Source organism: Natronococcus jeotgali DSM 18795 (assembly GCF_000337695.1).
Lineage (GTDB): Archaea > Halobacteriota > Halobacteria > Halobacteriales > Natrialbaceae > Natronococcus > Natronococcus jeotgali.
Genome location: NZ_AOIA01000115.1, coordinates 1 through 24,868 on the forward strand (window position 1 = coordinate 1; position 24,868 = coordinate 24,868).

The 24,868-nt window shown below is 67.7% G+C and carries 23 protein-coding genes; 12 read left to right on the top strand and 11 right to left on the bottom strand.

The window, feature by feature from the left end; genetic code table 11:
- Window positions 1–36: 36 nt before the first annotated feature.
- Together C492_RS11920 and C492_RS11925 are read right to left on the bottom strand one after the other, a co-directional pair.
- A complete protein-coding gene (locus C492_RS11920; RefSeq protein WP_008423875.1) occupies window positions 37–747 on the bottom strand; it encodes a phosphoribosyltransferase family protein in 711 nt (236 codons plus the stop codon).
- Between the two features lie 97 nt (window positions 748–844).
- Window positions 845–1,552 (bottom strand): helix-turn-helix domain-containing protein, encoded by a 708-nt coding sequence (locus C492_RS11925; RefSeq protein WP_008423876.1) that lies wholly within the window; start codon window positions 1,550–1,552, stop codon window positions 845–847.
- Between the two features lie 198 nt (window positions 1,553–1,750).
- On the opposite strand from C492_RS11925, the gene C492_RS11930 reads away from it, so the two are divergent.
- Window positions 1,751–2,362, top strand: a complete 612-nt coding sequence (locus C492_RS11930; protein WP_008423877.1) for a methyltransferase family protein — start codon at window positions 1,751–1,753, stop codon at window positions 2,360–2,362.
- Window positions 2,363–2,378: 16 nt separating this feature from the next.
- Here C492_RS11930 and thrS read toward each other — a convergent pair whose 3' ends face one another.
- Window positions 2,379–4,328 (bottom strand): threonine--tRNA ligase, encoded by a 1,950-nt coding sequence (gene thrS, locus C492_RS11935; RefSeq protein ID WP_008423878.1) that lies wholly within the window; start codon window positions 4,326–4,328, stop codon window positions 2,379–2,381.
- A gap of 322 nt (window positions 4,329–4,650) precedes the next feature.
- Between thrS and tenA the strand changes: the two genes are divergently transcribed.
- From tenA to C492_RS11955, 4 genes are read left to right on the top strand one after another with little or no spacing between them, the layout of a single operon-like run.
- A complete protein-coding gene (gene tenA, locus C492_RS11940; RefSeq protein ID WP_008423879.1) occupies window positions 4,651–5,310 on the top strand; it encodes a thiaminase II in 660 nt (219 codons plus the stop codon).
- Window positions 5,307–6,062 (top strand): TenA family protein, encoded by a 756-nt coding sequence (locus C492_RS11945; protein ID WP_008423880.1) that lies wholly within the window; start codon window positions 5,307–5,309, stop codon window positions 6,060–6,062. The genes tenA and C492_RS11945 overlap by 4 nt, the downstream gene beginning before the upstream one ends.
- A 57-nt stretch (window positions 6,063–6,119) precedes the next feature.
- The gene (locus tag C492_RS11950) at window positions 6,120–6,821 is read left to right on the top strand and encodes an HAD family hydrolase (protein WP_008423881.1); all 702 of its coding nucleotides are present in this window, start codon (window positions 6,120–6,122) and stop codon (window positions 6,819–6,821) included.
- Window positions 6,818–7,459 carry a class II aldolase/adducin family protein gene (locus tag C492_RS11955; protein WP_008423882.1) on the top strand — a complete coding sequence of 214 codons (642 nt, stop codon included), beginning with the start codon at window positions 6,818–6,820 and terminating at the stop codon, window positions 7,457–7,459. Before C492_RS11950 ends, C492_RS11955 begins: the two co-directional genes overlap by 4 nt.
- A 30-nt stretch (window positions 7,460–7,489) precedes the next feature.
- Here the strand turns inward: C492_RS11955 and C492_RS11960 are convergent, their stop codons facing one another.
- The 4 genes from C492_RS11960 to C492_RS11975 form a co-directional block, all read right to left on the bottom strand.
- The gene (locus tag C492_RS11960) at window positions 7,490–7,981 is read right to left on the bottom strand and encodes an NUDIX hydrolase (protein WP_008423883.1); all 492 of its coding nucleotides are present in this window, start codon (window positions 7,979–7,981) and stop codon (window positions 7,490–7,492) included.
- 28 nt (window positions 7,982–8,009) lie between these two features.
- On the bottom strand, window positions 8,010–8,537 hold the full coding sequence (gene pyrE / locus C492_RS11965; protein ID WP_008423884.1) for an orotate phosphoribosyltransferase: 528 nt from the start codon (window positions 8,535–8,537) through the stop codon (window positions 8,010–8,012).
- A 178-nt stretch (window positions 8,538–8,715) separates the two neighbouring features.
- Window positions 8,716–9,222 carry a hypothetical protein gene (locus C492_RS11970; protein WP_008423885.1) on the bottom strand — a complete coding sequence of 169 codons (507 nt, stop codon included), beginning with the start codon at window positions 9,220–9,222 and terminating at the stop codon, window positions 8,716–8,718.
- Window positions 9,223–9,290: 68 nt separating this feature from the next.
- Complete coding sequence (locus C492_RS11975; protein ID WP_008423887.1) at window positions 9,291–9,650, bottom strand: 4a-hydroxytetrahydrobiopterin dehydratase; 360 nt, start codon at window positions 9,648–9,650, stop codon at window positions 9,291–9,293.
- Between the two features lie 135 nt (window positions 9,651–9,785).
- Between C492_RS11975 and C492_RS11980 the strand changes: the two genes are divergently transcribed.
- Both C492_RS11980 and gdhB read left to right on the top strand, forming a co-directional pair.
- Window positions 9,786–10,964, top strand: a complete 1,179-nt coding sequence (locus C492_RS11980) for a M24 family metallopeptidase (protein ID WP_008423888.1) — start codon at window positions 9,786–9,788, stop codon at window positions 10,962–10,964.
- 1 nt (window position 10,965) lies between these two features.
- Window positions 10,966–12,249, top strand: coding sequence for a glutamate dehydrogenase GdhB (gdhB, locus tag C492_RS11985; RefSeq protein ID WP_008423890.1), 1,284 nt, complete (start codon window positions 10,966–10,968; stop codon window positions 12,247–12,249).
- Between the two features lie 112 nt (window positions 12,250–12,361).
- Here the strand turns inward: gdhB and C492_RS11990 are convergent, their stop codons facing one another.
- Together C492_RS11990 and C492_RS11995 are read right to left on the bottom strand one after the other, a co-directional pair.
- Complete coding sequence (locus tag C492_RS11990; RefSeq protein WP_008423891.1) at window positions 12,362–15,574, bottom strand: FAD-binding and (Fe-S)-binding domain-containing protein; 3,213 nt, start codon at window positions 15,572–15,574, stop codon at window positions 12,362–12,364.
- Between the two features lie 4 nt (window positions 15,575–15,578).
- A complete protein-coding gene (locus C492_RS11995) occupies window positions 15,579–16,547 on the bottom strand; it encodes an NAD(P)-dependent oxidoreductase (RefSeq protein WP_008423893.1) in 969 nt (322 codons plus the stop codon).
- A gap of 123 nt (window positions 16,548–16,670) precedes the next feature.
- Here C492_RS11995 and C492_RS12000 point away from each other — a divergent pair, with 123 nt between their 5' ends.
- The 3 genes from C492_RS12000 (at window position 16,671) to C492_RS12010 (ending at window position 20,946) form a co-directional block, all read left to right on the top strand.
- Complete coding sequence (locus C492_RS12000) at window positions 16,671–17,990, top strand: amidohydrolase (protein ID WP_008423895.1); 1,320 nt, start codon at window positions 16,671–16,673, stop codon at window positions 17,988–17,990.
- Window positions 17,987–19,219, top strand: coding sequence for a threonine ammonia-lyase (gene ilvA, locus C492_RS12005; RefSeq protein WP_008423897.1), 1,233 nt, complete (start codon window positions 17,987–17,989; stop codon window positions 19,217–19,219). The genes C492_RS12000 and ilvA overlap by 4 nt, the downstream gene beginning before the upstream one ends.
- 140 nt (window positions 19,220–19,359) lie before the next feature.
- Window positions 19,360–20,946, top strand: coding sequence for a sensor histidine kinase (locus tag C492_RS12010; RefSeq protein WP_008423898.1), 1,587 nt, complete (start codon window positions 19,360–19,362; stop codon window positions 20,944–20,946).
- Window positions 20,947–21,044: 98 nt separating this feature from the next.
- On the opposite strand, the gene C492_RS12015 is transcribed toward C492_RS12010, so the two are convergent.
- Window positions 21,045–22,190 carry a zinc-dependent alcohol dehydrogenase gene (locus C492_RS12015; RefSeq protein ID WP_008423900.1) on the bottom strand — a complete coding sequence of 382 codons (1,146 nt, stop codon included), beginning with the start codon at window positions 22,188–22,190 and terminating at the stop codon, window positions 21,045–21,047.
- A gap of 132 nt (window positions 22,191–22,322) precedes the next feature.
- Here C492_RS12015 and C492_RS12020 point away from each other — a divergent pair, with 132 nt between their 5' ends.
- Window positions 22,323–23,447 (top strand): Gfo/Idh/MocA family protein, encoded by a 1,125-nt coding sequence (locus C492_RS12020; protein ID WP_008423902.1) that lies wholly within the window; start codon window positions 22,323–22,325, stop codon window positions 23,445–23,447.
- Window positions 23,448–23,521: 74 nt separating this feature from the next.
- On the top strand, window positions 23,522–24,490 hold the full coding sequence (locus C492_RS12025; RefSeq protein ID WP_008423904.1) for a C-terminal binding protein: 969 nt from the start codon (window positions 23,522–23,524) through the stop codon (window positions 24,488–24,490).
- 23 nt (window positions 24,491–24,513) lie between these two features.
- On the opposite strand, the gene C492_RS12030 is transcribed toward C492_RS12025, so the two are convergent.
- The gene (locus C492_RS12030) at window positions 24,514–24,765 is read right to left on the bottom strand and encodes a hypothetical protein (RefSeq protein ID WP_008423906.1); all 252 of its coding nucleotides are present in this window, start codon (window positions 24,763–24,765) and stop codon (window positions 24,514–24,516) included.
- Window positions 24,766–24,868 lie beyond the last annotated feature (103 nt).

Here is a 24,868-nt window from a genome sequence, read left to right on the forward strand (position 1 = left end):
GAGGCGCTGTTCGACGAACTCGAGGCCGACCGATAGCTAGACCGAGACCAGCGAGCCGATCGGCGCGTCGGTTCGGTCGCGAGCGCGTTCGATGCCGTCGTCGCCGGCGGCGATGAGCGCGAAGACGCCGGCGACGTCGGCGTCGGCCGTTTCGACGATGTCGAGCAACAGCTCCTGGGTCTCGCCCGATCGGATGAGGTCGTCGACGACGAGCACCGACTCGCCCGCGTCGATCGCCGCGGCCGGCAGGTAGTAGGTGAGCTCGATGCCCGACTGGAGCCGCTCGCGGGCCTCGATGAACTCCTCGACGGCGGTCTCCTTGGTCTTTTTCGCGTAGGCACAGCGGGTGCCGTAGTAGCTCGCCAGCGCGCTCGCCAGCGTGATCCCGTCGGTCGCGGCGGTCAGGACGACGTCGGGACGATCGAACTCGTAGGCGTTGGCGACGATCGGCGCGGCGAGATCCAGGAAGGGCTGGTCGAACACCGTCGCCGTGTTGTCGACGTACCCTTCATCGTCGACACGGATCCGGGCGCCGAGCTCGTCGGCCAGCGCCTCGCGGCCGAGTTCGTCGACGACCTCGCGGGCGCGCTCGGTGCCGGGCAGGACGTGGCCGTTGACGTAGCGGTTGAGGTCGCCGGCGGGAAGGCCCGTCTCCGCAGCGAGTTCGTCGTAGGTTCGCGTCTCCTTCAGCATCCGCAACACGTCGACCGCCCGCAGCTGGAGGGCAGCCTTCTCGGCGCGGTTCATACTAGTGTGCACGATGCTGCAAGTATGGATATTTCGATTCGTCTTGCCGTGTGTTCACACCACGTACGTGGGTGAGACGGCCCCGCGAGCGAACGATTCAGCGGCTGCGTCGATCGAACTCGTGAGGGCCGTCGCCCCGACCGTACCGACGCACCAATCGCCGCATGACCCGCGCCTGGGCCTTCTGTAACAGCGTCGCCGCCGTGCTCGAGGCGCACCCTATCGCCGCGGCGACGTCGTCGACGCCACCCTCGCGGGGCACCTCGAAGTAGCCGACCTCGACGGCGGCCGCGACCGCCTCGAGCTGGCGGTCCGTGAGCCCGTCGACCAGCGGCGCGTGCCGGCGGTCGTACTCGCCGATCGTCCGGACGGTGACGTCGATCGCATCGGGGAGCCCCTCGAGCATCGCCCGCAGGTTCTCGCCGGTGCCGACGACGGTCATCCCGAACGCGGCGGTGGAATCGTAGACGATCGGCGGGACGACGACGAGATCCAGCTCGAGGAACGCCTTCCGCCAGCGAACGTCCTCCTCGCGGGTCTCCTGGCAGATATAACAGTAAAACGCGCCGTCGTCGACGGGGGTCAGATCGTACCAGCGGACCGAGTCGACGGCCGCGAGCGCGTCCTCGTACGGTTCGCGGTCGGCCTCGACGTAGAACAGCTCGTACTCGAGTTCGGGTCCCCGCGGGTCGACGTTCCAGGCCTGTAGCTCCTCGTACCGTACGACGTCCGTCTCCCTGATGAACCGCTGCATCGGGTGGAGCATCGGGTCGGGCTGGGAGAGCCGCAGGTCGAGGTACTTCATCGACGGCGTCCGACGACTATCGGCACACCGATATAAATCCCCTAGTCCGTCCGCGAGAACGGCCAGTATCGTCGAGCGACGACGGTTCGGTATGCCACGCCGATCGAACCGAACGCGGCGCCGTCGTCCCGCTCCGAATCGGATCGTCGGGGTCCCCGTCCTCGATCCGAGCCGTCGCTCCGGGCCGGAGGGATCTCGATGGTGGCGGTAACGCCCCTGACGTTCGCGGTCGCCCTCGGGCTCGCCCTGAGCAACCTGGCGGGGATCGTCGCCAGCGCGCTCGGACTCGTCGACTACTGGCCCCCGGGCGAGCGGAGCCGACGGTACTACCTGCACTGGGGGCTGTCCCACGCGCTCAACGCGGCGGTGCTCGCGCTCGTGTACCTGGACTGGAACAGCCTCGGGCTGGCGCGGACGCCCTCGCTGGCCGTCGGCGGGGCGCTGTTCGTCGTCGGATACGCGGTCGCCATCGCGGCCGGGCTCGACCTCGGCGTCGAGGAGACCAAAGGCCTCGCCGGGGAGTTGCGAACCGGCGGCTGGTACCGCTACTCGCGGAATCCGCAGTACGTCGGCTACGTCGCCGCGACGGTCGGCTTCGCGCTGATCGCGAACTCGCGGCTGGTCGCGGTCGTCTGTGCGGTCTACCTCGGCTGGTGGCTCGCGCTGCCGTTCGCCGAGGAGCCGTGGTTGCGCGAGCGCTACGGTCGAGCCTACGAGCGGTACGCGGCCCGGACCCCGCGGTTCGTCGGGTTCCGAACGGTTCGCACGCTCCTCGAGAACCGGGAGACGGACCCGAACGTCGACGGCTGACGGCCGACGCGAGCGATCAGCCCTGCAGGAAGTCCGGTTCCGTGCGCTGCTCGTCGCGCTCGTCCTCGAGGTGCTCCCTGAACTCGTCGATCTCGACGTCGTACTCCTGGTCCTCGAAGCGGTCCCGCACCGAGATGGTGCCGTCGTCTTCCTCGTCGTCGCCGACGATGATCTGGTAGGGGACCCGATCGTCGTGGGCTGCCCGGATCTTCCGTTCCAAGGTGCTGTCGCGCTGATCGACCTCGACGCGGAACTCCTCGAACTCGTTGGCGACCCGGTGGGCGTAGCCCAGGTTGTCGTCCGAGATCGGCAGCACGCGGACCTGCTCGGGTGCGAGCCACAGCGGGAACCGCCCCTCGAAGTGCTCGATGAGCATCATGAAGAAGCGCTCGTAGCTGCCGTACAGCGCCCGGTGGATCATCACGGGCTGGTGCTGTTCGTTGTCCTCGCCGACGTAGTCCAGGTCGAAGCGCTCGGGCATGTTGAAATCGAGCTGGACCGTCGGGCCGTCCCAGGAGCGTCCGATGGCGTCCTCGAACGCGAAGTCGATCTTCGGGCCGTAGAAGGCGCCGTCACCTTCCTCGATCTCGTACTCGTGGGCGCGGCCCTCGAGGACCTCCTCGAGCTGGTTCTCGGCGCGGTCCCAGATCTCGTCGCTCCCGACCGATTTCTCGGGTCTCGTTGCGAGGGCCATCTCGTACTCGAGGTCGAACGTCTCGAGGACCTCGGTGATCATGTCCATGATCTCCTCGACCTCGCCGCGGATCTGGTCGGGGCGGATGAACAGGTGGCCGTCGTCGATCGTAAAGGCCCAGACCCGCGACAGGCCCGACAGCTCGCCGCGCTGTTCCTTCCGGTACACCTTGCCGTTCTCCGCGTACCGGATCGGCAGGTCGCGGTACGACCAGGACTGGTCCTGGAAGATCGCGGCGTGGCCCGGACAGTTCATCGGCTTCAGGCCGAACTCGTCGTCGCCGACGTCGAAGATGAACATGTCGTCGGCGTAGTTCTCGTAGTGGCCCGAGCGGTGCCAGAGATCCGTCTTGAACACGTGGGGCGTCTCGACGTAGTCGTAACCCGCGTCCTGGTTGAGGTCCTCGACGAAGTCCTCGAGTTCCTTCAGCACCGTCTTCCCGGCGGGGTGATACAGCGGCAGCCCGGGGCCCGTGACGTCCTGGATCGAGAACAGGTTCATCTCCGAGCCGATCCTGCGGTGGTCGCGCTTCTCGGCTTCCTCCTTGCGTTCGATGAATTCCTCGAGGTCGCTTTCGTCCTCGAAGGCCGTGCCGTAGATCCGCGTCTGCATCTCGTTTTCCTCGTCGCCGCGCCAGTAGGCGCCCGCGATCTCGAGGAGCTTGACGACGCCGATCTCTCCCGTCGAGTCGAGGTGGGGGCCCGCACAGAGGTCCTCCCACTCGCCCTGTTTGTAGAACGACACCCGGTCGTTCTCGTCGGCGAACTCCTCGAGCAGCTCGAGCTTGTACGGTTCGTCCGCCAGTCGCTGTTCGGCCTCCTCGATCGAGACGTCCTCGCGCTCGATCTCGTAGTCCGCGGCGACGATCTCCTCGATCTCGCGCTCGAGCTCCGCGAGGTCCTCCTCGTCGATCTCGAGGTTGTCGAAGTCGTAGTAAAAGCCCTCGTCCGTCGGCGGGCCGATCGCGAGCTTGACCTCCTCGTCGTCGTACAGTCGCTCGACGGCCTGGGCGAGACAGTGCGAGGCCGAGTGGCGCATCACGCGCAGGTACTCCTCGGAGCCGTCCGTGACGATCTCGAGTTCGGCGCCGTCGTAGACGGGTTCCTCCTTGGCGACGAGTTCGCCGTCGAGTTTGCCCGCGACCGTGTCGCTTCCGAGTCCGGGCCCGATCTCGTAGGCGCAGTCCTCGACCGTCGCGCCGGCGTCGACCTCGAGTTCGGATCCGTCTGGCAGTACGACCGCTATCCGTTCCTGTGAATCTGATTCTGACATGGCTGTAATCGGTTTGGGAACTTCGGTGAGAAGTTCGGACGGGCGTCCGCGCACGCCGCTCGCTGGCGGATCGCGTCCGACGCAGCGAACGGTAGGTGGTGGTTAGAAGCGGGCGAGAGCCCCTGTAAAGCGGACACCTACCATCGTGGCTACGAGTTGTCTCGAGCGGGATAAAAGCGTTGTGATGGTGTGCGCTCGGATCGCACCGGGCCTCGAGCGATCGCGTCGGTGTCCCGCCTACGTCGGCGAATCCGCAGACAGTCGCGAGTATTCTTAGATTGTATTCGCTAGTTATATCCTGGAGTGGGTCGAACCACCGACGATGGCATTCAGCGACGACCTCCTCGAGGACGGCAGCCACGTCTGGGAGGCCCAACTCGACCACCCCTTCGTGGTCGAACTCGCCGAGGGCACCCTCGACGAGGACGCGTTCGAACACTGGGTGAAACAGGACTACCGGTACCTGCTGGACTACGCGCGGCTGTTCGCGATCGCAGGCGGGAAGGCCCGAGACGAGGCGACGATGACCCACCTGCTGGGCGTCGCCCACCAGGTACTGGACCACGAGATGGAGCTCCACCGGGAGTTCGCCGCCGACTACGGGATCTCGGTCGAAGAACTCGAGCGCGTCGAGAAGGCCCCGACCTGCGTCGCGTACACGAGCTTTCTCGTGCGAACGGCCCACGAGGGCTCGATCGCCGAGATCGCCGGGGCGCTCTATCCGTGCATGCAGGGGTATCTCGACGTCGCCGAGCACATGGCCGAAATCGCGACCGAAGAGCACCGCTACACGCCGTTCATCGAGATGTACACGAGCGACGAGTTCCGCGAGGCGACCGACTGGTGTCGCGAGTTCGTCGACCGCTGTGGCGAACGGTACCCCGGCGAGCGCGAGGCGATGCGCGAGGGGTTCCTGACCAGCGCCAAACTCGAGTACCGGTTCTGGGAGATGGCCTACACGCGGGAGGGGTGGGAGCTGTGACCGCCGATTCGGCACCGGCGTCCTACGGGGCGTACGTGGAGACCGTCGCCGACCCCCGCTTCACCGACTGGCTCCGCGAGCGCTCCGAGCCGGCGTGGTCGGACGCGATCACGCACCCGTTCACCCGGGAGCTGGGTGCGGGTACGCTCGAGATGGACGCCTACGCGACCTACCTCGTGCAGGACTACGCCTTCCTCGAGGCGCTGGTGGGGACCTTCGGGTTCGCGGTCGGGCAGGCGCCGGGGATCGAGGCGAAGCGCCCGTTGATCGAGTTCCTCGAGACGGTCACCGGTGAGGAGAACGACTACTTCGAGCGCTCGTTCGATGCGCTGGGCGTGTCCGAGTCGCGATGGACGAACCCCGACCCCTCGCCGACCGCGGCCGCGCTGGTCGACCTACTGGGACGTGCGGCTCGAGAGGGCGGGTACGCCGAGACGCTGCCCGTCCTCGTTCCCGCGGAGTGGATCTATCGGGAGTGGGCCACCGCGGTCGCGACGGAGTACGGCGATCCGGATACCGAGCCGCCCAGCGACGGGACCGATCTTCCCTTCTACTACGCCGAGTGGATCGACCTCCACGCGGTGGGGTCGTTCGTCGAGTTCGTCGACGAACTCCGCGACCAGCTCGATGCGGTCGGCGAAGAGTGCTCGCCGCGACGCCAGCGGCGAGTCGAAGAGCTGTTCCGCCGGACCGTCGACCTCGAGGTCGCCTTCTTCGAGGAGTGTTACGGCTCGAGCGACGACCGCGCGTAGCCCGCCGACGACTGTACGATCGGTACTCGTTTCCTGCTTCGCCGTAACGGATAGCGTATGACGGCGAACGTCGTTCTCTTCGACCTCGACGACACGCTCTACCCGTACGCGCCCTGCAAGGAGGCCGGGATGGAGGCGGCCCTCGAGACCGCCCGCGAACTGGGGTACGAGTTCGACCGCGACGCCTTCGACGAGTTCTACCGAGCGGGCCGCCTCGAGGTCAAGCGCGAACTCTCCGGGACGGCGGCGACCCACGAGCGGTTCATCTACTTCAAGCGCGCGGTGGAGGAACACACCGGCGAACCCAGAGCTGGCGACGCCCTGGCGCTCGGCGAGGCGTTCTGGGAGGGCTACCTCGAGGAGATGGCGCTGTTCCCGGGCGTCGAGACGACCCTTGAGACTCTGCGGGAGAACGGTGTCGACGTCGCGATCACGACCAACCTGACGACCCGCATCCAGCTGGCGAAAGTCGAGCAACTCGGGCTCGACGAGTACATCGACGTTCTGGTCACCTCGGAGGAGACGGGGCGGGAGAAGCCGGGCTCGGTCATGTTCACCCTGCCGCTGGCGCGGCTGGACCGGCGCGTTTCGGAGGCGGTGATGGTCGGCGATAACGTCGGCGCCGACATCGTCGGCGCCAACGCGGTCGGTCTCGAGACGGTGCTCTGGAACGCCGACCCCGACGAGCCCCTCGAGGGACGGCGGGAACCCGACCACAGGATAGATGCCGTCGGGGAGCTAACGGAGCTGGTACCGTGATTCTCGAGTCCGAGCGCCGACAGGTCGTCGCACACGCCGCCGAGCTGGCCGAACTGACCCCCGCACGGACGGGGAACCTGAGCGTCCGGGAGGGAACCGACGGCGACGCCTTCGCCATCACGCCGACGGGCGTCCCCTACGACAGCTTCGACGTCGCCGAGACGCCCGTCGTCGGCGTCGACGGCGAGCAGCGCGAGGGCGAGATGGCCCCCAGCAGCGAGGTGCCGATGCACAGTGCGATCTACCGCCGCGAGGACGTCGGCGCGATCGTCCACACCCACTCGCCGTGGTCGACGGCGCTGGCGGTCGCCCACCAGCCGCTGCCGCCGATCCACTACATGATCGTCGCCGTCGGCAAGGAAGTGCCCGTCGCCGAGTACGCCCCCTACGGCTCCGATCGGCTGGCCGAAAACATCGTCGCGGCGATGGACGAAGCCGGCTCGACCGCCTCGTTCATCGAGAACCACGGGCTCGTGGTGACGGCGCCCGACCTCGAGACCGCCCTCGAGAACACCTACCACGTCGAGAGTCTGGCTCGACTGTACCTCGAGACGCGCTCTGCGGGTCTGGAGCCGCGGCGGCTCTCCGACGAGCAGCTGGAGACGGTCCTCGAGAAGTTCGAATCGTACGGCCAGTAGGAGTGAACGGGGAACGGCACCAGCCTGTCGCTATCCCCGAAGATACGACCGAAACAGGGCGTCCTCGTGGAGTTCGGGGGGCAGCGTTTCGAACCAGCGAGCTGCCTCGATCTCGCCGGGTTCGACGCCCAGCTGCTCGGTATCGGGAATCGACCCGTTCGCTCGAGCGTCGAAGACGACGAACTGCGCCGAAAGTCGGATGTCGGGGTCGGAGACGTACGTCTGCTCGACGACGAGCAGCGGGTCGTCGATAGTTGCCTCGAGCCCCGTCTCCTCGCGCACTTCGCGTCGCGCGGCGTCGGCGAGCGCTTCGCCCGGTTCGACCGCGCCCCCGGGGACGATCCAGCCGTCGGACCAGCTGTTCTTGACGAGCGCGATCCGTTCCTCGGAGTCGGTAACGCGGGCGGCGGCCGTTAGTCCGGTTCCCTCGACGGTCCACTTCCGGAACGAATCCACGTTCGCCGGTGAGAGTCGGATCGTCTGTTGCTCTCGCGGAACGGACGGCGCAACGTCGAGGGTCATTACGGTTCGCTGGAGACCGGAGACGGGATCACTCCCGCTCCGCCAGCAGTTCCTCCGCTGTTACGAGCGCCTCCATCTCGAGGCCCGCGTCCTCGACGGTCTCTCGGCCGCCCTCCTGACGGTCGACGACGACCAGCGCGCGCTCGACGGTCGCGCCCGCCTCGCGCAGCGCCTCGACGGCCTCGACCAGGCTCGTTCCGGTGGTGACGATGTCCTCGAGGACGACGACCTCCTCGCCCTCCTCGAGGCGACCCTCGACCAGGTTGGAGGTGCCGTACTCCTTGCGCTGCTTGCGGACGATGACGTAGGGGGCCCCCGCCGCGACGCTCGTCGCGGCCGCGAGCGGCACCGCGCCGAGGGCGACGCCGCCGAGCGTGTCGTCGGGCTCGAGGCGCTCGGCGAACGCCTCGGCGATCGCCTCGAGACAGTCGGGATCGGTCTCGAAGAGGTACTTGTCGACGTAGTACTCGCTCGTGCCGCCGTGGGAGAGTTCGAACTCGCCGAACTGCACCGCGTCGGCCGCGCGCAACGCGTCGATGAGGTCCTGGTTCGTCATTGCGAGAAGGGGCGTTTCCCACCGAAATAAGCGGTCTGGTCCCGACCGCGGAACCGAACTTCGGGACCGCCGTCGGCTCCTCGCCTCGAGCGGGACGCTAGGGGTCGCCCCCCTCCGGTGGGTACGGGTTCGCTCGGCGTCCGACGCCGGCACCGAGGACGACCGCGAGGTTTCGGTACTACTCGAGGACGGTCTGGGGCCGCTTGAGGTACATCTCCTGGTCGACGACGCGCTCGTAGATCTCGTAGAGGGTATCGATCGCCGCCTCGTCGGGCGCGAACTGGATGTGCATCGCCGAGCGGTAGGCTCGACAGGACGTCAGGAAGAAGTACAGCGTCTTGTGGTGTTTCGGCGTCGCGTCGACGACGCCGACCGACTCGCCCGCGAGGTCGTCGGAGAAGTCGTTGAGCATCGCCGCGACGTCGTCGACCAGCTGTTCGTCGGGGCGGTACACCGGCGTGCCGAACGTCTGCTCGAGAAAGCGGGTGGTCGATCGGAGAAACGGGTTCGAGTCGAGCCCGGTCGGGTCGACCGCGGCGAAGGTGTCGTACAGCTCGAGCAAGGTCCGTAGCTCCTCGCGCGTGACCGCGATCGGCATCACCGGATCGCCCTTGGGGAGCGAGTAGTCGGGGAAGCTGTGGCCCCCGGGGTCGGGAAGCGCCGAGAGCGTGTCGTCGATGCCCATACGCGACCCACGACGCGCGCTCCCTAACCGTTTCCGGGGGCCGCCCTCGAGCGAAGGCTGCGGATCGACTACTCCGGATCGTCGTACTCCTCGTAGAACCGATCCATCCGCGCGGCCATGACGAAGTCGGTCTCCCGGAGGCCGTCGATCTTGTGGGTCCACAGCTCGATCGCGACCTCGCCCCACGAGAGGTGGATGTCGGGGTGGTGGAACTCCGCCTCGGCGAGCTCGCCGACCTCCTTCGTAAACTCCAGTGCGTCCCGGAAATCTGTGAACGCGTAGGTGCCCTCGAGGTGGTGCTCGTCGACGACCTCCCAGACGTCCCGATCGAGTTCCTCGAAGAGGGGGATCAGCTCCTCGCCCTCGAGGGGGTCCTCGTCGCCGGTACAGGCGGTACACTTCCGATCCGCGAGTTCGGATTCGGCCATACGCGAAGGGACGGTTTCCGACGCCATGTAACTGGCTACCACTGCGTACGAACCGGGCCGACCCGTACACAGTTACTGTAATCATTATACACAAATTTTTTATCGCCACTGCACGACTTCCCGGTAGAGCGTCCCATGCCACAGACGATTTTCGACGAGCGGGAGTACGAACGCAGACTGTCCCGGACCAAGGAGCGACTCCGCGAGGAGGACCTCGACGCGATCGTCGTCTCCGATCCGGCGAACATGAACTACCTCGCGGGGTACGACGGCTGGTCGTTTTACGTCCACCAGGCCGTCGTCGTCACCCTCGAGCGCGACGAGCCGATCTGGGTCGGCCGCGAGATGGACGCGGGCGGCGCGCGGGCGACGACCTGGCTCTCCAAGGAGCACATCCGATCCTACAGCGACGACCACGTCCACTCGCCCCACGACCTGCATCCGATGGACTACATCGCGGGCGTCCTCGAGGAACTCGAGGTCGCCGACGGGCGGATCGGCCTCGAGATGGACGCCGCCTACTTCACCGCGAAGTCCTACACGCGCCTGCAGGAGAACCTTCCCGAGGCGACGTTCGAGGACGCCACCCTGCTCGTCGGCTGGGTACGGATCAAAAAGTCCGAGCGGGAACTCGAGTACATGCGCCAGGCCGCCGAAATTTCGGAGAACGCGATGCAGGCGGGGATCGACGCGATCGGCGAGGGGGTCCCGGAGTACGAGGTCGCCGCCGAGATCTACGACGCCCTGATTCGTGGCACCGACGAGTTCGGCGGGGACTACCCCTCGATCGTCCCGCTGATGCCTTCGGGCGACCACACCGATACGCCCCACCTCACCTGGACCGACCGCGAGTTCGAGGACGGCGACCCCGTGATCATCGAGCTCTCGGGCTGTCGCCACCGGTATCACTCCCCGCTGGCCAGGACGACGTTCGTCGGCGACCCGCCCGCCGAACTCGAGGAGGCCGCCGACATCGTCGTCGAAGGGATCGAAGCGGCCCTCGAGACCGCCGAACCGGGCGTCACCTGCGAGGCCGTCGAGAAGGCCTGGCGGGAGACGATCGCGCAGTACGGGATCGAGAAGGAGGATCGGATCGGCTACTCGATGGGACTGGGCTACCCGCCGGACTGGGGCGAACACACCGCGAGTATCCGCCCGGGCGACGAGACGGTGCTCGAGGAGAACATGACGTTTCACATGATCCCCGGGATCTGGACCGAGGAGATCGGGATGGAGATCAGCGAGACGTTCGTCGTCACGGAGAACGGAGTCGAAACACTTGCGGAGTTCCCGCAAAAATTGTTCACAGCGTAAGATGAGCACGCAACAACCCGAAGAGACGAAACCGGAGGAACAGCTCGACTCGGCGCTGGTCACGGCTCGCCGCCAGCTCGAGCGCGCCGCGACCCACGTCGACGTCGACGACGGCGTCATCGAACGGCTCAAACACCCCACGCGCGTCGAGCAGGTGTCGGTTCCCCTCGAGCGCGACGACGGCTCGGTGGAGGTCTTCACGGGGTATCGCGCCCAGCACGACGACGTTCGGGGGCCGTACAAGGGCGGGTTGCGATACCACCCCGAGGTCAACGCCGACGAGTGCATCGGGCTCTCGATGTGGATGACCTGGAAGTGCGCCGTGATGGACCTGCCCTTCGGCGGGGGGAAGGGCGGAATCTCGATCGACCCCAAGTCCCTGAGCGACGACGAGAAGGAGCGGCTCACCCGGCGGTTCGCCGAGGAGCTGCGCTACGTCATCGGTCCGACGACGGACGTGCCGGCGCCCGATATGGGCACCGACGCCCAGACGATGGCCTGGTTCATGGACGCCTACTCGATGCAGCAGGGCGAGACGATCCCCGGCGTCGTCACCGGGAAACCGCCCGTCATCGGCGGCAGCTACGGCCGCGGGGAAGCGCCCGGTCGCTCGACGGCGATCATCGCCCGCGAGGCCGTCGACTACTACGGCGAGGAGCTCTCGGACACCACGGTCGCGGTCCAGGGCTTTGGCAGCGTCGGCGCCAACGCCGCGCGCCTGCTCGAGGAGTGGGGCGCCGACGTCGTCGCGGTCAGCGACGTCAACGGAGCGATCTACGACCCCGACGGGCTCGACATCGAGTCGATCCCGACCCACGAGGAGGAACCCGAGGCGGTCATGCAACAGGACGCTCCTGAAACGCTCACCAACGAGGAGGTCCTCGAACTCGACGTCGACGTGTTGATCCCCGCGGCGATCGGCAACGTCATCACCGCCGACAACGCCGACGACATCGCGGCCGACGTCGTCGTCGAGGGCGCGAACGGGCCGACGACCTTCGCCGCGGACACGATCCTCGAGGAGCGGGGCGTCCCCGTCGTTCCGGACATCCTCGCGAACGCGGGCGGGGTCACCGTCTCGTACTTCGAGTGGCTCCAGGACATCAACCGCCGCAAGTGGTCCCTCGAAGAGGTCAACGCGGAACTCGAGGAGAAGATGCTCGATGCCTGGGACAACGTCCGGACCGAGGTCGAGGACAAGGACCTGAGCTGGCGGGACGCGGCCTACGTCGTCGCGCTCTCGCGGATCGCGGAGGCGAAGGCGACCCGCGGGCTCTGGCCGTAGCGGCGGATTCGACCGCCGGCCCGCGGTAGCGACCGATCTCGCGGGATCGTCGAAGACGTTCCGACGTTCGAACCGAACGGCGGTGAGACGGCCGAACCGTTCGGTGGAGACGTTACCGGGCTGGAGCGCCCGACAGCGCCTCGGAGACCTTCTCGATCGGGTGGGTCGGCTCCTCGCGGCCGTCGTAGCCCGCGATCTGGCTCCGGCAGGACGCGCCGGGGGCGACGACCGTCTCGCCGTCGCTGCCGGCGATCTGCTCGAGCAGGACGTCGCCGATCTTCCGGCTGAGCGAGTAGTGTTCGGCCTCGTAGCCGAAGGAGCCGGCCATGCCACAACAGCCCGAGTCGAGCGCGTCGACCTCGTAGCCGACCGTCTCGAGGACGCCGGCCGCGTGGCCGTCCTTCTTCGTCGCCTTCTGGTGGCAGTGGCCGTGGTAGGTCAGCGACTCGCCGGGATCGGCGGTCGGGAGCCGATCGACGAGATCGAACCGCTCTATGTACTCCATGACCCCGTAGGTGCTCTCGGCGACGGCCTCGACGTCGGGACCCGAGAGCAGGTCGAGGTAGTCGGACTGGAGCATGACGGCGTCGGAGGGCTCGACGACGACGACCTCCCAGCCGTCCTCGACGGACGGGGCGAGGGCCTCGACGTTCGTTCGCGCGCGCTCGCGGGAGACGTCGAGAAAGCCCTTCGAGTGGGCCGGACGACCGGTCGCCGCCACCTCCTCGGGGATCCGGACGTGGACGCCCGCGGTCTCGAGGACCTGCACCGTCGCCTTGCCGGCTCGGGGGTGGTTGTAGTTGGTGTAGGCGTCGGGGACGAGCAGGACCTTGCGGTCGGCTTCCGCGGGGTCGACTCGCGACCCTCGAGCGTCGAACCAGTCCTCGAGGCTCTCGTCGGCGAACGAGGGGAGGTCGCGCTCGCGGGCGATTCCGAGGGTCTTCTCCGCGACGAGTCCCGATCCGGGCAGCGAGGCGGCCCAGTTCGAGATGGGGGCCAGCGCGGAGCCGACGGCGTTGAGCCGGTCGACGTTCGCGAACAGGCGCTCGCGCAGGCCCACACCGCCTTCCTGGTGGGCGGCGTGTTCGACTTCCGCCTTGAGTTTGGCCATGTCGACCTCGCTCGGGCAGTCCCGAGCACAGCCCTTGCAGCCGATACAGAGGTCCATGATCTCGGCGAGGAACTCCGTGTCGGTGGCGTCGGCCTCGAGGTCGCCGCTCATCGCCTGGCGAAGCATGTTCGCCCGCCCGCGGGTGCTGAGACTCTCCTCCTCGGCCGCGCGGTAGGTCGGACACATCACGCCGCCGGTGGTCTCCTGCTCGCTGCGACAGCCCCCGCAGCCGTGACAGAGCTCGGCCATCCCCTGAAAGCCGTTCTCGTTCTCCCAGCGCAGGGCGGGTTCGAAGCCGGCCTCGAACTCGTAGTCGGGGTCGAACCGCAGGTTCTCGGTCAACCGATGGTCGCCACAGACCGTTCCCGGATTGAGCAGCCAGTCGGGGTCGAACGCCGACTTGAGATCGCGGAAGAGCGCCCAGACGTCCTCGTCGTACAGCTTGCGGTTCCACTGGGTTCGGGCGTGGCCGTCGCCGTGCTCGCCCGAAACGGAACCGCCGTACTCGACGACCAGATCCGTCACCGCGTCGGCGAGGGACTCGAACTCCTCGAGGCCGGCCTCGCTTTTGGTGTCGACCAGCGGGCGCATGTGCATACAGCCCGGCCCCGCGTGGGCGTAGAAGCTCGCGAACGTGTCGTGCTCGGCGAGCACCTCCTTGAAGTCGGCGACGTAGTCGGCGAGGTTCTCGGTGGGGACCGCGGTGTCCTCGATGAACGAGATGTGCTTGGCGTCGGAGGTTCGCGAGAGCAGGATCGGCGCCGCGCTCTTGCGAAGCTTCCAGAGTTCGGCGCGCTCGTCGGGCGCGTGGGCCTCGAGCGCGTCGAAGGCGCGGACGGGGTCGCCGGAGGCGGTCGCGTTCCCCGCGTCGCCCTCGTCCGCGGTCGGCTCCGGGACGGTCTCGTCGGGGAGTCGGTCGGCCAGCAGATCGGCGACCTGCTCGCGGCCGTGGTCGTCGCTTTCGGCGTAGAACTCCACGAGCAGCGCGGTTTCGGTGCCCGCGGGAAGTTGCGCGACGACGTCGGCGAACTCCTCGGTTCGCTCGGCGAGGTCGATCAACACGTCGTCGATCGCCTCGATCGCCGCGGGGTCGTGGTTCCGGACGATGGTGTCGACGTCGGCCATCGCCTCGAGCAGGTCCTCGTAGGTCAGCAGGGCGACCGACGTGGTCTCGGGGATCGGCTCGAGGGAGACCTCGACCTCGGTGAGCACGCCAAGCGTCCCCTCGCTGCCCGCGAACACGCGCGCGAGGTTGACCGTCGCGTCGGGGTCGGGCCTGCCGTCGAGATCGACGGACTCGCCGCTGTTCTCGCCGAACGCGTCGGGACGGCCGTAGGCCTCCGCGACGAGTCGATCGAGGTTGTACCCCGAGACGTTCCGTTTGAGCTGGGGATACGCCTCGGCGATGGCCTCGCTCTCCTCGTCGATCACCCGCCTGAGCGCCTCGTGGATGCGTTCGGAGAGGGTCCCCTCGGGGTCGGCCCGCTCGCGCAGCTTCCCGACTGTGACCTCGCCGAACCGTTCGACGGAGCCGTCCGCGAGGACGACCTCCGCTTCCTCGACGTAGGCGTCGGTCTTGCCGTACTGCAGGGAGTGGGCGCCCGTCGAGTTGTTGCCGACCGCGCCCCCGACCGTGCTGCGATTTCCCGCGGCGGGGTCGGGCGCGAACTTCAGTCCGTGGGGTTCGATCTCGTCGTTGAGTTCGGCGAGGACGGCCCCCGCCTGCGCGGTCGCCCGCTGATCGTCGGGATCGATCTCGAGGAGGTCGCCCATGTGGGCGGTGAAATCGAGGACGACGGCCTCGTTGACCGCCTGTCCCGCGAGGCTCGTTCCGCCGCCCCGCGGCAGCACCGGGATCTCGCGGTCGGCGCAGTAGGCGACGACGCTGGCGACGTCCGCGGTCGATCGCGGCAGGACGACGCCGATGGGCGTCATCTCGTAGGCGCTGGCGTCGGTCGCGTACAGCTCCCGCGAGTACTCGTCGAACCGGACCTCGCCGTCGATCCGTCGCCGGAGGTCGGAGACGAGTCTCGGACGGTCGACCCGACCGCCGACGTAGTCGTAGTCCGCCCGCGGGTCGGCGGCGGGATCCTCGGCCCGCGGATCGTCGGGCGGCCCTAACCGAACGTCCTCGGGCGCCGCGGTCTGATCGCTGTGGTCGGTCGTCGTTCGATCGCCGTGATCGGTCGCCGACCGGGTGTCGTCGCTGGCCATGCGATCAACTCGAATCCGGACGGAAGACGACGTTTTCGAATCCGCGGCCGTCCTCGAGCGCGTCGACGTTCGTCGCGACGATGTCGGCCAGTCGATCCCAGTGTTTCGGCGTGTGGCCGCCCGTGTGGGGCGTGATGAGACAGTTCTCGAGGTCCCAGAGCTCGTGGTCGTTGGGCAGCGGTTCGGGGTCGGTGACGTCGAGGGCGGCGCCCCGGATTCCGTTGAACTGCAGCGCCGAGACCAGGGCGTCGGTGTCGACGATCCCGCCCCGCGCCGCGTTGACGATCACGGCCTCGGGCGGCAGCGTCGCCAGCGCCTCGGCGTCGACGAGGTTCCGGGTGAGGTCGTTCAGCGGGCAGGCGAGCACGACGTACTCGCTGCGGGCGAAGGCGTCGTGGACGTCGTCTTCCTCGAAGCCGAGCACCTCGTCGGTCGGGCCGCCCTTCGAGGGCGTGTAGCGGATCCCGATCGTCTCGACCTCGAAGCCCTCGAGGCGCTGGACGATCTCCTGGCCGATCGAGCCGAGGCCGACGACCGTCACCGTGCTGTCGGTGAACTCGTGAGACTGGAAGTGGCGCCACTCGCCGTTCGATTTGCGTCGCCACCCCTCGTGGAGGTTCCGCGCGAAGACGAGCATGTTGGCGATCGACTGCTCGGCGATGCCGGGTGCGTGGATCCCGCCCGCGTTGGTGACGACGACGCCGTGTTCGGCGAGCGCGTCCATCGGCACGTGGTCGGTGCCGGCGAACGTACACGCGAACAGTTCCAGGCGATCGGCGTCCTCGAGCAGTTCCTCCTCGATCGTGACGCCCGTGACGATCCGGGCCTGCGGGACGAGTTCCCGTTCTTCTTTCGGCGTGCGGGCGAGTTCGACGGTCGCCTCGGGGAGGCGCTCGCGCAGCGTTTCGGCGTACGATTCCATCGAGAGTCCTTCCGTCCCCTCGCGGAGGACGACGATATCTGGCTTGCTCATGATAGTTCACGCCTGAGCGACGCGTTGGCGTACGATTGTCACCATCTACCTTATCCTTTTTGTGTAGCCGACGTTAACGACAATTGTGTACAATTAAGTTCGTGGGGGGAGTCATCGACCCCCATGAGCGAACCGATCCGAAACCGGCTGTCCGCCGTTCGCCGGGATTTCCACTGTCACCCGGAGCCCGCCTGGCGGGAGTTCTACACCACGTACCGCCTCGTCGAGGAACTCGAGCGCATCGGCGTCGACGAACTGGCCGTCGGCGCCGACGCCTACGACCCGGCCGACCGCATGGCCGTTCCCGACGAGGAACGACTCGAGGACTGGCGCGAGCGCGCCCGCGAGTGGGGGGCCGACGAGGACGCCCTCGAGTGTATGGCCGGCGGAAACACCGGTGCCGTCGCGGTGCTGGACCGCGGCGAGGGGCCGTCGATCGGCCTCCGGGTCGACATCGACGGGCTGTTCATCGAGGAGGCCGACGACGTCGACCACCTCCCGGCTGCCGAGGGGTTCCGTTCGAAGATCGACGGGGCGATGCACGCCTGCGGCCACGACGCCCACATGACCTGGGGGCTCGCGGCGCTGGAGGCGATCGCCGAGAGCGACTTTTCGGGTCGGCTGGTCGTCTTCTTCCAGCCCGCCGAGGAGGTCAGCGGCGGGGGCTGTCCGATGGCGAGGAGCCGCTTCGCCGACGACCTGGACTACCTGCTGGCGGTCCACGTCGGCCTCGACCACCCGACGGGCGAGGTCGTCGCCGGGATCGAGAAGCCCCTGGCGATGGCCCACCTCGACGTCGAGATCGAGGGCGAGTCGGCCCACGCGGGCAAGGCGCCCGAAGAGGGGGCAAACGCCATGCACGCAATGGGGACGGCGATCGAAAACATCTACGCGATCCCGCGCCACAGCGACGGGATGACCCGCGTCAACGTCGGCTACGCCGAGGCCGGCAGCGCGAGCAACGTCATCGCCGAGCACGCGCGGATGGAGGCCGAGGCCCGCGGGGAGACGACCGAGCTGATGGAGTACGTCGAATCGCGGTTCGAACGGATCGTCCGCTCCGCGGCGACGCTGCACGACTGCGAGGCCGAGGTCGACGTCGTCAGCAAGTCCCCGCGGGCCGACAGCGACCCCGAACTCGCCGCCGTGGTCGCCGACGTCGCCCGCGGCGTCGAGGGGGTCGATCGCGTCGTCGAGCGCGCCGACTTCGGCGCCAGCGAGGACGCGACCTTCCTGATGGAGCGGGTCCAGGCGGAGGGCGGGCTGGCAACCTACCTGATCGTCGGCACCGACCACCCCGACAGCCACCACACGCCCCACTTCGACGTCGACGAGCGCAGCCTCGAGCACGGCGCCGCGGTCCTCGTGGAAACGATCCGCGCGCTCGAGGAGCAAGGGGCGTCGACGTCGCGGTCGACCGCGGCTACAGGGGGGACGCGGTGAGCGACGGTCGCATCTCGCGGGCGGACGTCGAGGCGGCCCGCGACCGCATCGCCGACGTCGTCCACCGCACGCCGCTTGACACCTCGCGGACGTTCGCCGAACTGAGCGGCGCGGCGTCGGTCGGGCTCAAACTCGAGAACGTCCAGCGGGCGGGCTCGTTCAAGATCCGGGGCGCGTACAACCGGATGGCCCAGCTCTCCGAGAGCGAACGGGAGGCGGGCGTGATCGCCTCGAGCGCGGGCAACCACGCCCAGGGCGTCGCGCTGGCGGGCGACCTCCTGGGGATCGAGACGACCATCGTCGTCCCCGAGGTCACCCCAGCGGCGAAGATCGAGGCCACCCGCGGCTACGGCGCCGAAGTCATCGTCGAGGGCGAGATCTACGAGCGCTCCTACGAGTACGCCCTCGAGCGGGCCGCGGAGACCGGCGAGACGTTCGTCCACCCCTTCGACGACGAGGCGATCATCGCGGGCCAGGGCACCGTCGGCCTCGAGCTGCTCGAGCAGTACCCCGCGCTCGACACCGTCCTCGTCGCCATCGGCGGGGGCGGGCTGATCTCGGGGATCGGCACCGTGCTGAAGGCTGCTGATCCGGGTATTCGGGTCGTTGGGGTGCAGCCCGAGGGGGCGCTCCACGCCAAGCCCGCCCTTGAGAACGACCGCATCCACGAACTCGCGGACGTCGACACCGTCGCGGAGGGGATCGCCGACACGCGGATGCTCGAGACGACGTTCGCGAACGCCCGCGAGGTCGTCGACGACGTCGTCGGCGTCACGGACCGCGAGCTCGCGACCGCGGTTACCCTGCTCGCCGAGCGGGCGAAGACCGTCGCCGAGACCGCGGGCGCGGCCCCGCTGGCCGCCGCGCTCTCCGAGGAAACCGCCCTCGAGGACGAGCGCGTCGCCGTCGTCGTCTCCGGGGGGAACGTCGACCTCACCGAGCACGCCGAGCTGACCCGGGCTGGCCTCCAGAATCTGGGGCGCTACGCCGAGGCCCGGCTGGCCGTCGCGGGCTGGCCGACGACCGTCGGCGACCTCGTCGAGACCGTCGAATCGGCGGGCGCGGAACTCGACGTTCTCGAGCGCGCCCGCCGCGGCCCCGACGACCACCCGAACCGCGTTCCCGTGACGGTCGGACTCGAAGGGAGCGGTCCCGAGCACCTGGACAGCGTGCTCGAGTCGCTGGCGGCGCTCGAGGACGTCTCGGTCGTCGAGCGCGGGCTCGAGTAGCCCCCGGAACCGCTGATCCTCGAGCGGGCGGTTCGATCCGCTCGCCGAGTTCGACGACGCGGTCGGAGCCGGCACCGAAGTGCCGTTTCCGGCGACCGTTTGGCTTAATATATAACTGTCTCACGAAAGAAGTTCCACGCATGAACGGACGGTCCGTTTTGCGGTGGGGGCCCGCGGCCGTCGGGATTCTGTTCATCTTGTCGCTGGGGGTTTCCGTCTACCACCTGTGGGCGCACGACGCACCACTGGTGCCGACGATACTCGGCCAGTGGTCGCTCGTCGCCCTTTCGGCTCTGTTCGGCCTCGCGGGATACTACGCGTTCGCGAACGTCAAGGGCTCGAGCGGGTACGATATCATCGGCACGCGGACGACGGGTGGGTACGTGCTCGCCGGGCTGGCGTCCGGGGGGTACTCGCTGCATCAACACCTCACTCCGGAAGCGGCGATCGACCCCGACGTAATTCTGTTCCAGGCGACGTTCGTGACCCTCGTCGGGGGCGTGGGCGGACTCGTCGTGGGACTCGAAACGGCCCGTCGCAAGCAATCCATCGCCGAGCTGGAAGCGACGACGACCGAACTCGAGTCGACACAGGCGCAGATCCGAACCGAGAAACAGCGGTTCGAATCGTTGTTCCAGAACGCACCGTCCGCGATCGTGGATCTCCGGTACTCGGACGGCGAGCTAACGGTCGTTCGGGCCAACGCCGTCTTCGAAGAGTTCCCGGGACACACGAGCGCAGCCGCCGAGGGCGAGAACCTGTTCGAGACCGTGCCGCTTCGAGAGACCGAGACCGAGAGCGAAGTGAGGGCACACATCGCGGAGCAAGAGAGTTACGAGACGGAAGTGACCGTCGACCGCTCGAGCGGTGGCGGTCACTACAAGCTTCGCGTTGTTCCGTACGAAGTCGGAACGGCAAACAGGCGCGCGTTCGCGCTGTACACCGACGTGACGGAACTCAGGCGAACGAAGCAGGAGCTAAACGAGAGCGTCGAACGGCTCGAGGCGTCGAACGAGCGACTCGAGCAGTTCGCGTACGCCGTCTCTCACGACCTTCAGGAGCCGTTGCGGATGATCTCGAGTTATCTCGAGCTGCTCGAGGATCGCTACGAGGACGCCCTCGACGAGGATGCGGCGGAGTTCATCGAGTTCGCGGTCGACGGCGCCGACCGGATGCAGGCGATGATCGAGAGCCTGCTCGAGTACTCGCGGGTCGAAACCCGGGGAGCACCGTTCGAGCCGACGGACGCCGAGGCGGTCCTCGAGGACGTGCTCACGGATCTCCAGCCCCACATCGAAGAGAGCGAGGCGACGATCACGGTCGAGGAACTGCCGACGGTAACTGCGGACGCCGACCAGCTCGCACAGGTATTTCGCAATCTCGTCTCGAACGCCCTCAAGTACAGCGGGGACGAGGCTCCGCAGATCCAGGTTGGCGCCGAACGTGCGGACGGGAAGTGGCAGTTCGCAGTCGCCGATCAGGGTATCGGTATCGATCCCGAGCAACGAGAACGGATCTTCGACGTGTTCCAGACCGCCCACACCGACGAGGAAGGATCGGACTCGGGTATCGGCCTGGCGCTCTGTGACCGGATCGCCGAACGACACGGCGGAGAGATCTGGGTAGAATCGGAACCCGGCAACGGTGCCATCTTCCACTTCACGATGCCCGCGTCCGGGGAACAACCGACGGTGGTCGGCAACTCTTCCTCGACTCGAGGCGAGTAGCGCTGGTAGCTACCGACCGTTTGCGGCGACGAATCCAGTTTCGCGGCTCGTTCGATGCGAGATCGACCGTGGCGGAACAGCGTGATCCTCGGTCCTTCTCAGGGCTCGAGGACGACCTTGACGCAGTCGTCCTCCTTGTCGTTGAATTTCTCGTACATCTCGGGGCCGTCCTCGAGCGAGCCCGTGTGCGTGATGATTTCGGAGGGATCGATCTGTCCATCCTCGATCGTCTCGAGTAGCTCGTCGAGGTAGGCCTGGACGTGGGTCTGTCCGGTGTTGATCGTCAGGGCCTTGTTCATGATCGGGCCCATCGGCGCGTCGTCCATTCCGTCGATGTAGACGCCCGGGATCGAGAGCGTCCCGCCCTTGCGACAGGACTTGGCCGCCTGCTGGATCACGTACGGTCGGTCGGGCTCGTCGGGGACGGTGTCGACGCAGGTCGAGTGGGCCTCGGAGCCGACGGCGTCGATACACCTGTCGGGTCCGTAGTCGTCGGTCGCGTCCATCAGTCGGTCGTAGACGTCCTCCTCGGAGTAGTCGATCACCTGAGTGTCGGCGTGGCCCTGGGCCATCTCGAGGCGTTCGGGAATCCGGTCGATCGCGATCACCTGGTCGGCGCCCATCATCCAGGCGCTCTGGATGGCGAACTGGCCGACCGGACCGCAGCCCCAGACGGCGACCGTGTCGTTCTCCTCGATCTCGGCGTTCTCGGCGGCCATGTACCCCGTCGGGTAGATGTCGGAGAGGAACAGGACCTCCTCGTCCGAGAGGTTCGAGTCGATCTTGATGGGCCCGACGTCGGCGTGGGGCACTCGCAGGTACTCGGCCTGACCGCCGTCGTAGCCGCCCAGCGTGTGCGAGAAACCGAAGAGGCCGGCCGGCGAGTGGCCCATCGACTCCGCGGCCATCTCGGCGTTGGGGTTGGTTTCGTCACACAGCGAGTACATATCGTTCCCGCAGAACCAACAGGAGCCACAGCTGATGGTAAAGGGGATGACGACGCGGTCGCCTTCCCGCAGGTTGTCGACCTCCTCGCCGACCTCGACGACCTCGCCCATCGGCTCGTGGCCCAAGATGTCGCCCTCCTGCATCCCCGGCATGAAGTCGTTGTAGAGGTGCAGATCCGAGCCGCAGATCGCCGTCGCGGTGATCTCGACGATCGCGTCCGTCGGTTCCTCGATCTCGGGCTTCGGGACGTCGTCGACGCGGACGTCCTGTTCGCCGTGCCAGCGGAGCGCTTTCATGACGACTCAACCCTCGTCGACCGGTTCAGTAAAGGCGCGGCCTGTGCTCGCAACGAACGCGTGAGCCCGCGTTCGGCGGCGAGGCGCCGAGAGACGGAAACTTCTAACTACACCTGTGGTGAACGGTCGCGCATGACCCTCGAAGTCGGCGTACTCGGCTACCGGTTCATGGGGAAAGCCCACGCGAACGCACTGGCTCGGCTGCCGATGTTCTTCCCGGACGCCCCGGACGTCGAGCGTAAGGTCCTCGTCGGCCGCGACGAGGACGCCCTCTCCGATGCCGCGGAGCAACTGGGATTCGCGGAGACGGCGACCGACTGGCGCGAGGTCGTCGACGACGTCGACGTCTTCTACAACCTCGGGCCGAACCACGTCCACGCCGAGCCCTCGATCGCCGCCCTCGAGGCCGGCACGCCGGTCTTCTGCGAGAAGCCCCTGGCCCCGACCCTCGAGGAGGCCGAGGAGATGGCCGACGCCGCACGCGAGGCCGGCGCCCCGAACGGCTGTGCGTTCAACTACCGGTTCGTCCCCGCGATCCGGTACGCGAAGCGGCTGATCGACGACGGCGAGATCGGCGAGGTACGCCACGTCCGCGGGCGATACCTCCAGGACTGGCTGGTCGACCCCGAGGCGCCGTGGGCCTGGCGCCTCGACGAGGAGATGGCGGGCTCGGGCGTGCTCGGCGATCTGGGCGCGCACACGGTCGACCTCGTGCGATTCCTGGTCGGCGACGACGAGCACGCGGGCGAGATCGAACGGCTCAGCGGCCACCTGCAGACGTTCGTCGACGAGCGTCCTGTAGAGGGGAAAGACGGCGAGACCCGGCCCGTCACCGTCGACGACGCCTACTCGGCCCAGCTCGAGTTCGAAAACGGCGCGATGGGGACCCTCGAGGCGACGCGGTACGCGACGGGCCACAAGAACGACCACACGATCGAGATCCAGGGCAGCGAGGGCAGTTTGCGGTTCTCCCTCGAGCGCCTAAACGAGCTCGAGGTCCTCCGTCGAGACGAGAACCGCGGCTACGAGACGATCCTCGTCACGGACGAGGACGACCCCTACGTCGACCACTGGTGGCCGCCGGGCCACGTCATCGGCTGGGAGCACACGTTCGTCCACGAGAACTACGAGTTCCTCAGCGCGATCGATAGCGACGGCGAGTTCCACCCCAGCTTCGAGGACGGGCTGGCCGCCCAGCGGATCCTCGCGGCCATCGAGGACAGCGACGAGCGCGGCGAGTGGGTCTCCCTCGAGTAGACACGACCCGTCTTTTTTCGGATCTCTCGGACCATACGCCTATCGGCAGGGCGCTCGAACGAATCGACCGATCGATGACCGACACGATTCTTGTCACGGACTTCGACTTTCCCGACCTCGAGATCGAACGCGGCGTCGCCGACGACGCGAACGTCGAACTCGCCTCGGCCGACGCCGAAACCACCAACGGGGTGATCGAGGCGGCACGGGAGGTCGACGCCGACGCGTTGCTCGTCCAGTACGCGCCGATCGATCGGGCGGTCCTCGAGACCCTCGACCTCGCGGCCGTGGGACGGTACGGGATCGGCGTCGACGCGGTCGACCTCGAGGCCGCCGCCGACGAGGGCGTCGCCGTGGTCAACGTCCCCGACTACTGCCAGGACGAGGTGGCGACCCACACGGTCGCGCTCCTGTTCGCCTGCGTGCGCCGGAGTTCGCTGTACGACCGCGCGGTCGCCGAGGGGACCTGGGACTGGACGGTCGGCGCGCCGATCCACCGACTGGCGGGGAAGACCCTCGGCTTCGCGGCGTTCGGCTCGATCCCCCGCCGGATCGCCGAGCGACTCTCGGGGTTCGATCTCGAGTTCGTCGCGTACGACCCCCACCAGTCCGCCGCCGAGCTCGCCGAGTACGGCGTCGAGGAGGTGTCGTTCGGCGGACTGCTCGAGCGCTCCGACATCGTCTCGGTACACGCGCCGCTGACCGAGGAGACGCGGGGACTGTTCGACGCCGAGGCGTTCGCCGCGATGGGCGACGACGCCGTCCTGCTGAACACGGCCCGCGGCGCGGTCGTCGACGACGGGGCGCTGGCGACGGCCCTCGAAGACGACGAGCTGGCCGCTGCGGGGCTGGACGTGTTGCCGAACGAACCGCCGGAGGACTCGCCGCTGGTCGGCCGGGACGACGCCGTCTGCACGCCTCACGTCGCGTGGTACTCAGAGGAGTCGATCGTCGAACTCCGCGAGACGGTCGTCCGCGACGTGGTGCGGGTGCTGAACGACGAGCGACCCGAGAACCCGGTCACTGGTGACTGCCCGAACTAGCGCCCGAAGTGGCCCAACGGTCGCTACGCGGAGTCGATCGTCGAGATCGTGTGGATCTCGTCGTAACGGACGCTCCCCTCGCCGGGGGGTTGCTCGTCGAGCTCGAGGTAGCCGGGTTCGAGGGCCGTCACCGTCCCCTCGACGTCGACGTTCTGTCGCTCGTCGGCCCACTCCTCGCTGCGCACCTCGACGACATCGCCGACCTCGACGTGCTCTCGGACCAGCTGTGCCGCGCGTTCCTCGTCGGCGTCCGGTGGGATCGTCAGTTCCGTCATCCTGTGCGAAGGAACGGCAGCCACGCGTAAAGTATTGCCCTCGTCGTATTCAACCGCGGACGGATTCGTACCACGGTTTTTGTACGAACGCGGCGAAGCGCCG

What these genes read in the sequence shown, in the direction of transcription:
- C492_RS11920 (WP_008423875.1), bottom strand. Translation starts at nt 747, where the DNA reads ATGAACCGCGCCGAGAAGGCTGCCCTCCAGCTGCGGGCGGTCGACGTG.
- C492_RS11925 (WP_008423876.1), bottom strand. Translation starts at nt 1,552, where the DNA reads ATGAAGTACCTCGACCTGCGGCTCTCCCAGCCCGACCCGATGCTCCAC.
- C492_RS11930 (WP_008423877.1), top strand. Translation starts at nt 1,751, where the DNA reads ATGGTGGCGGTAACGCCCCTGACGTTCGCGGTCGCCCTCGGGCTCGCC.
- thrS (WP_008423878.1), bottom strand. Translation starts at nt 4,328, where the DNA reads ATGTCAGAATCAGATTCACAGGAACGGATAGCGGTCGTACTGCCAGAC.
- tenA (WP_008423879.1), top strand. Translation starts at nt 4,651, where the DNA reads ATGGCATTCAGCGACGACCTCCTCGAGGACGGCAGCCACGTCTGGGAG.
- C492_RS11950 (WP_008423881.1), top strand. Translation starts at nt 6,120, where the DNA reads ATGACGGCGAACGTCGTTCTCTTCGACCTCGACGACACGCTCTACCCG.
- C492_RS11960 (WP_008423883.1), bottom strand. Translation starts at nt 7,981, where the DNA reads ATGACCCTCGACGTTGCGCCGTCCGTTCCGCGAGAGCAACAGACGATC.
- pyrE (WP_008423884.1), bottom strand. Translation starts at nt 8,537, where the DNA reads ATGACGAACCAGGACCTCATCGACGCGTTGCGCGCGGCCGACGCGGTG.
- C492_RS11970 (WP_008423885.1), bottom strand. Translation starts at nt 9,222, where the DNA reads ATGGGCATCGACGACACGCTCTCGGCGCTTCCCGACCCCGGGGGCCAC.
- C492_RS11975 (WP_008423887.1), bottom strand. Translation starts at nt 9,650, where the DNA reads ATGGCCGAATCCGAACTCGCGGATCGGAAGTGTACCGCCTGTACCGGC.
- C492_RS11980 (WP_008423888.1), top strand. Translation starts at nt 9,786, where the DNA reads ATGCCACAGACGATTTTCGACGAGCGGGAGTACGAACGCAGACTGTCC.
- gdhB (WP_008423890.1), top strand. Translation starts at nt 10,966, where the DNA reads ATGAGCACGCAACAACCCGAAGAGACGAAACCGGAGGAACAGCTCGAC.
- C492_RS11990 (WP_008423891.1), bottom strand. Translation starts at nt 15,574, where the DNA reads ATGGCCAGCGACGACACCCGGTCGGCGACCGATCACGGCGATCGAACG.
- C492_RS11995 (WP_008423893.1), bottom strand. Translation starts at nt 16,547, where the DNA reads ATGAGCAAGCCAGATATCGTCGTCCTCCGCGAGGGGACGGAAGGACTC.
- C492_RS12000 (WP_008423895.1), top strand. Translation starts at nt 16,671, where the DNA reads ATGAGCGAACCGATCCGAAACCGGCTGTCCGCCGTTCGCCGGGATTTC.
- C492_RS12010 (WP_008423898.1), top strand. Translation starts at nt 19,360, where the DNA reads ATGAACGGACGGTCCGTTTTGCGGTGGGGGCCCGCGGCCGTCGGGATT.
- C492_RS12015 (WP_008423900.1), bottom strand. Translation starts at nt 22,190, where the DNA reads ATGAAAGCGCTCCGCTGGCACGGCGAACAGGACGTCCGCGTCGACGAC.
- C492_RS12020 (WP_008423902.1), top strand. Translation starts at nt 22,323, where the DNA reads ATGACCCTCGAAGTCGGCGTACTCGGCTACCGGTTCATGGGGAAAGCC.
- C492_RS12025 (WP_008423904.1), top strand. Translation starts at nt 23,522, where the DNA reads ATGACCGACACGATTCTTGTCACGGACTTCGACTTTCCCGACCTCGAG.
- C492_RS12030 (WP_008423906.1), bottom strand. Translation starts at nt 24,765, where the DNA reads ATGACGGAACTGACGATCCCACCGGACGCCGACGAGGAACGCGCGGCA.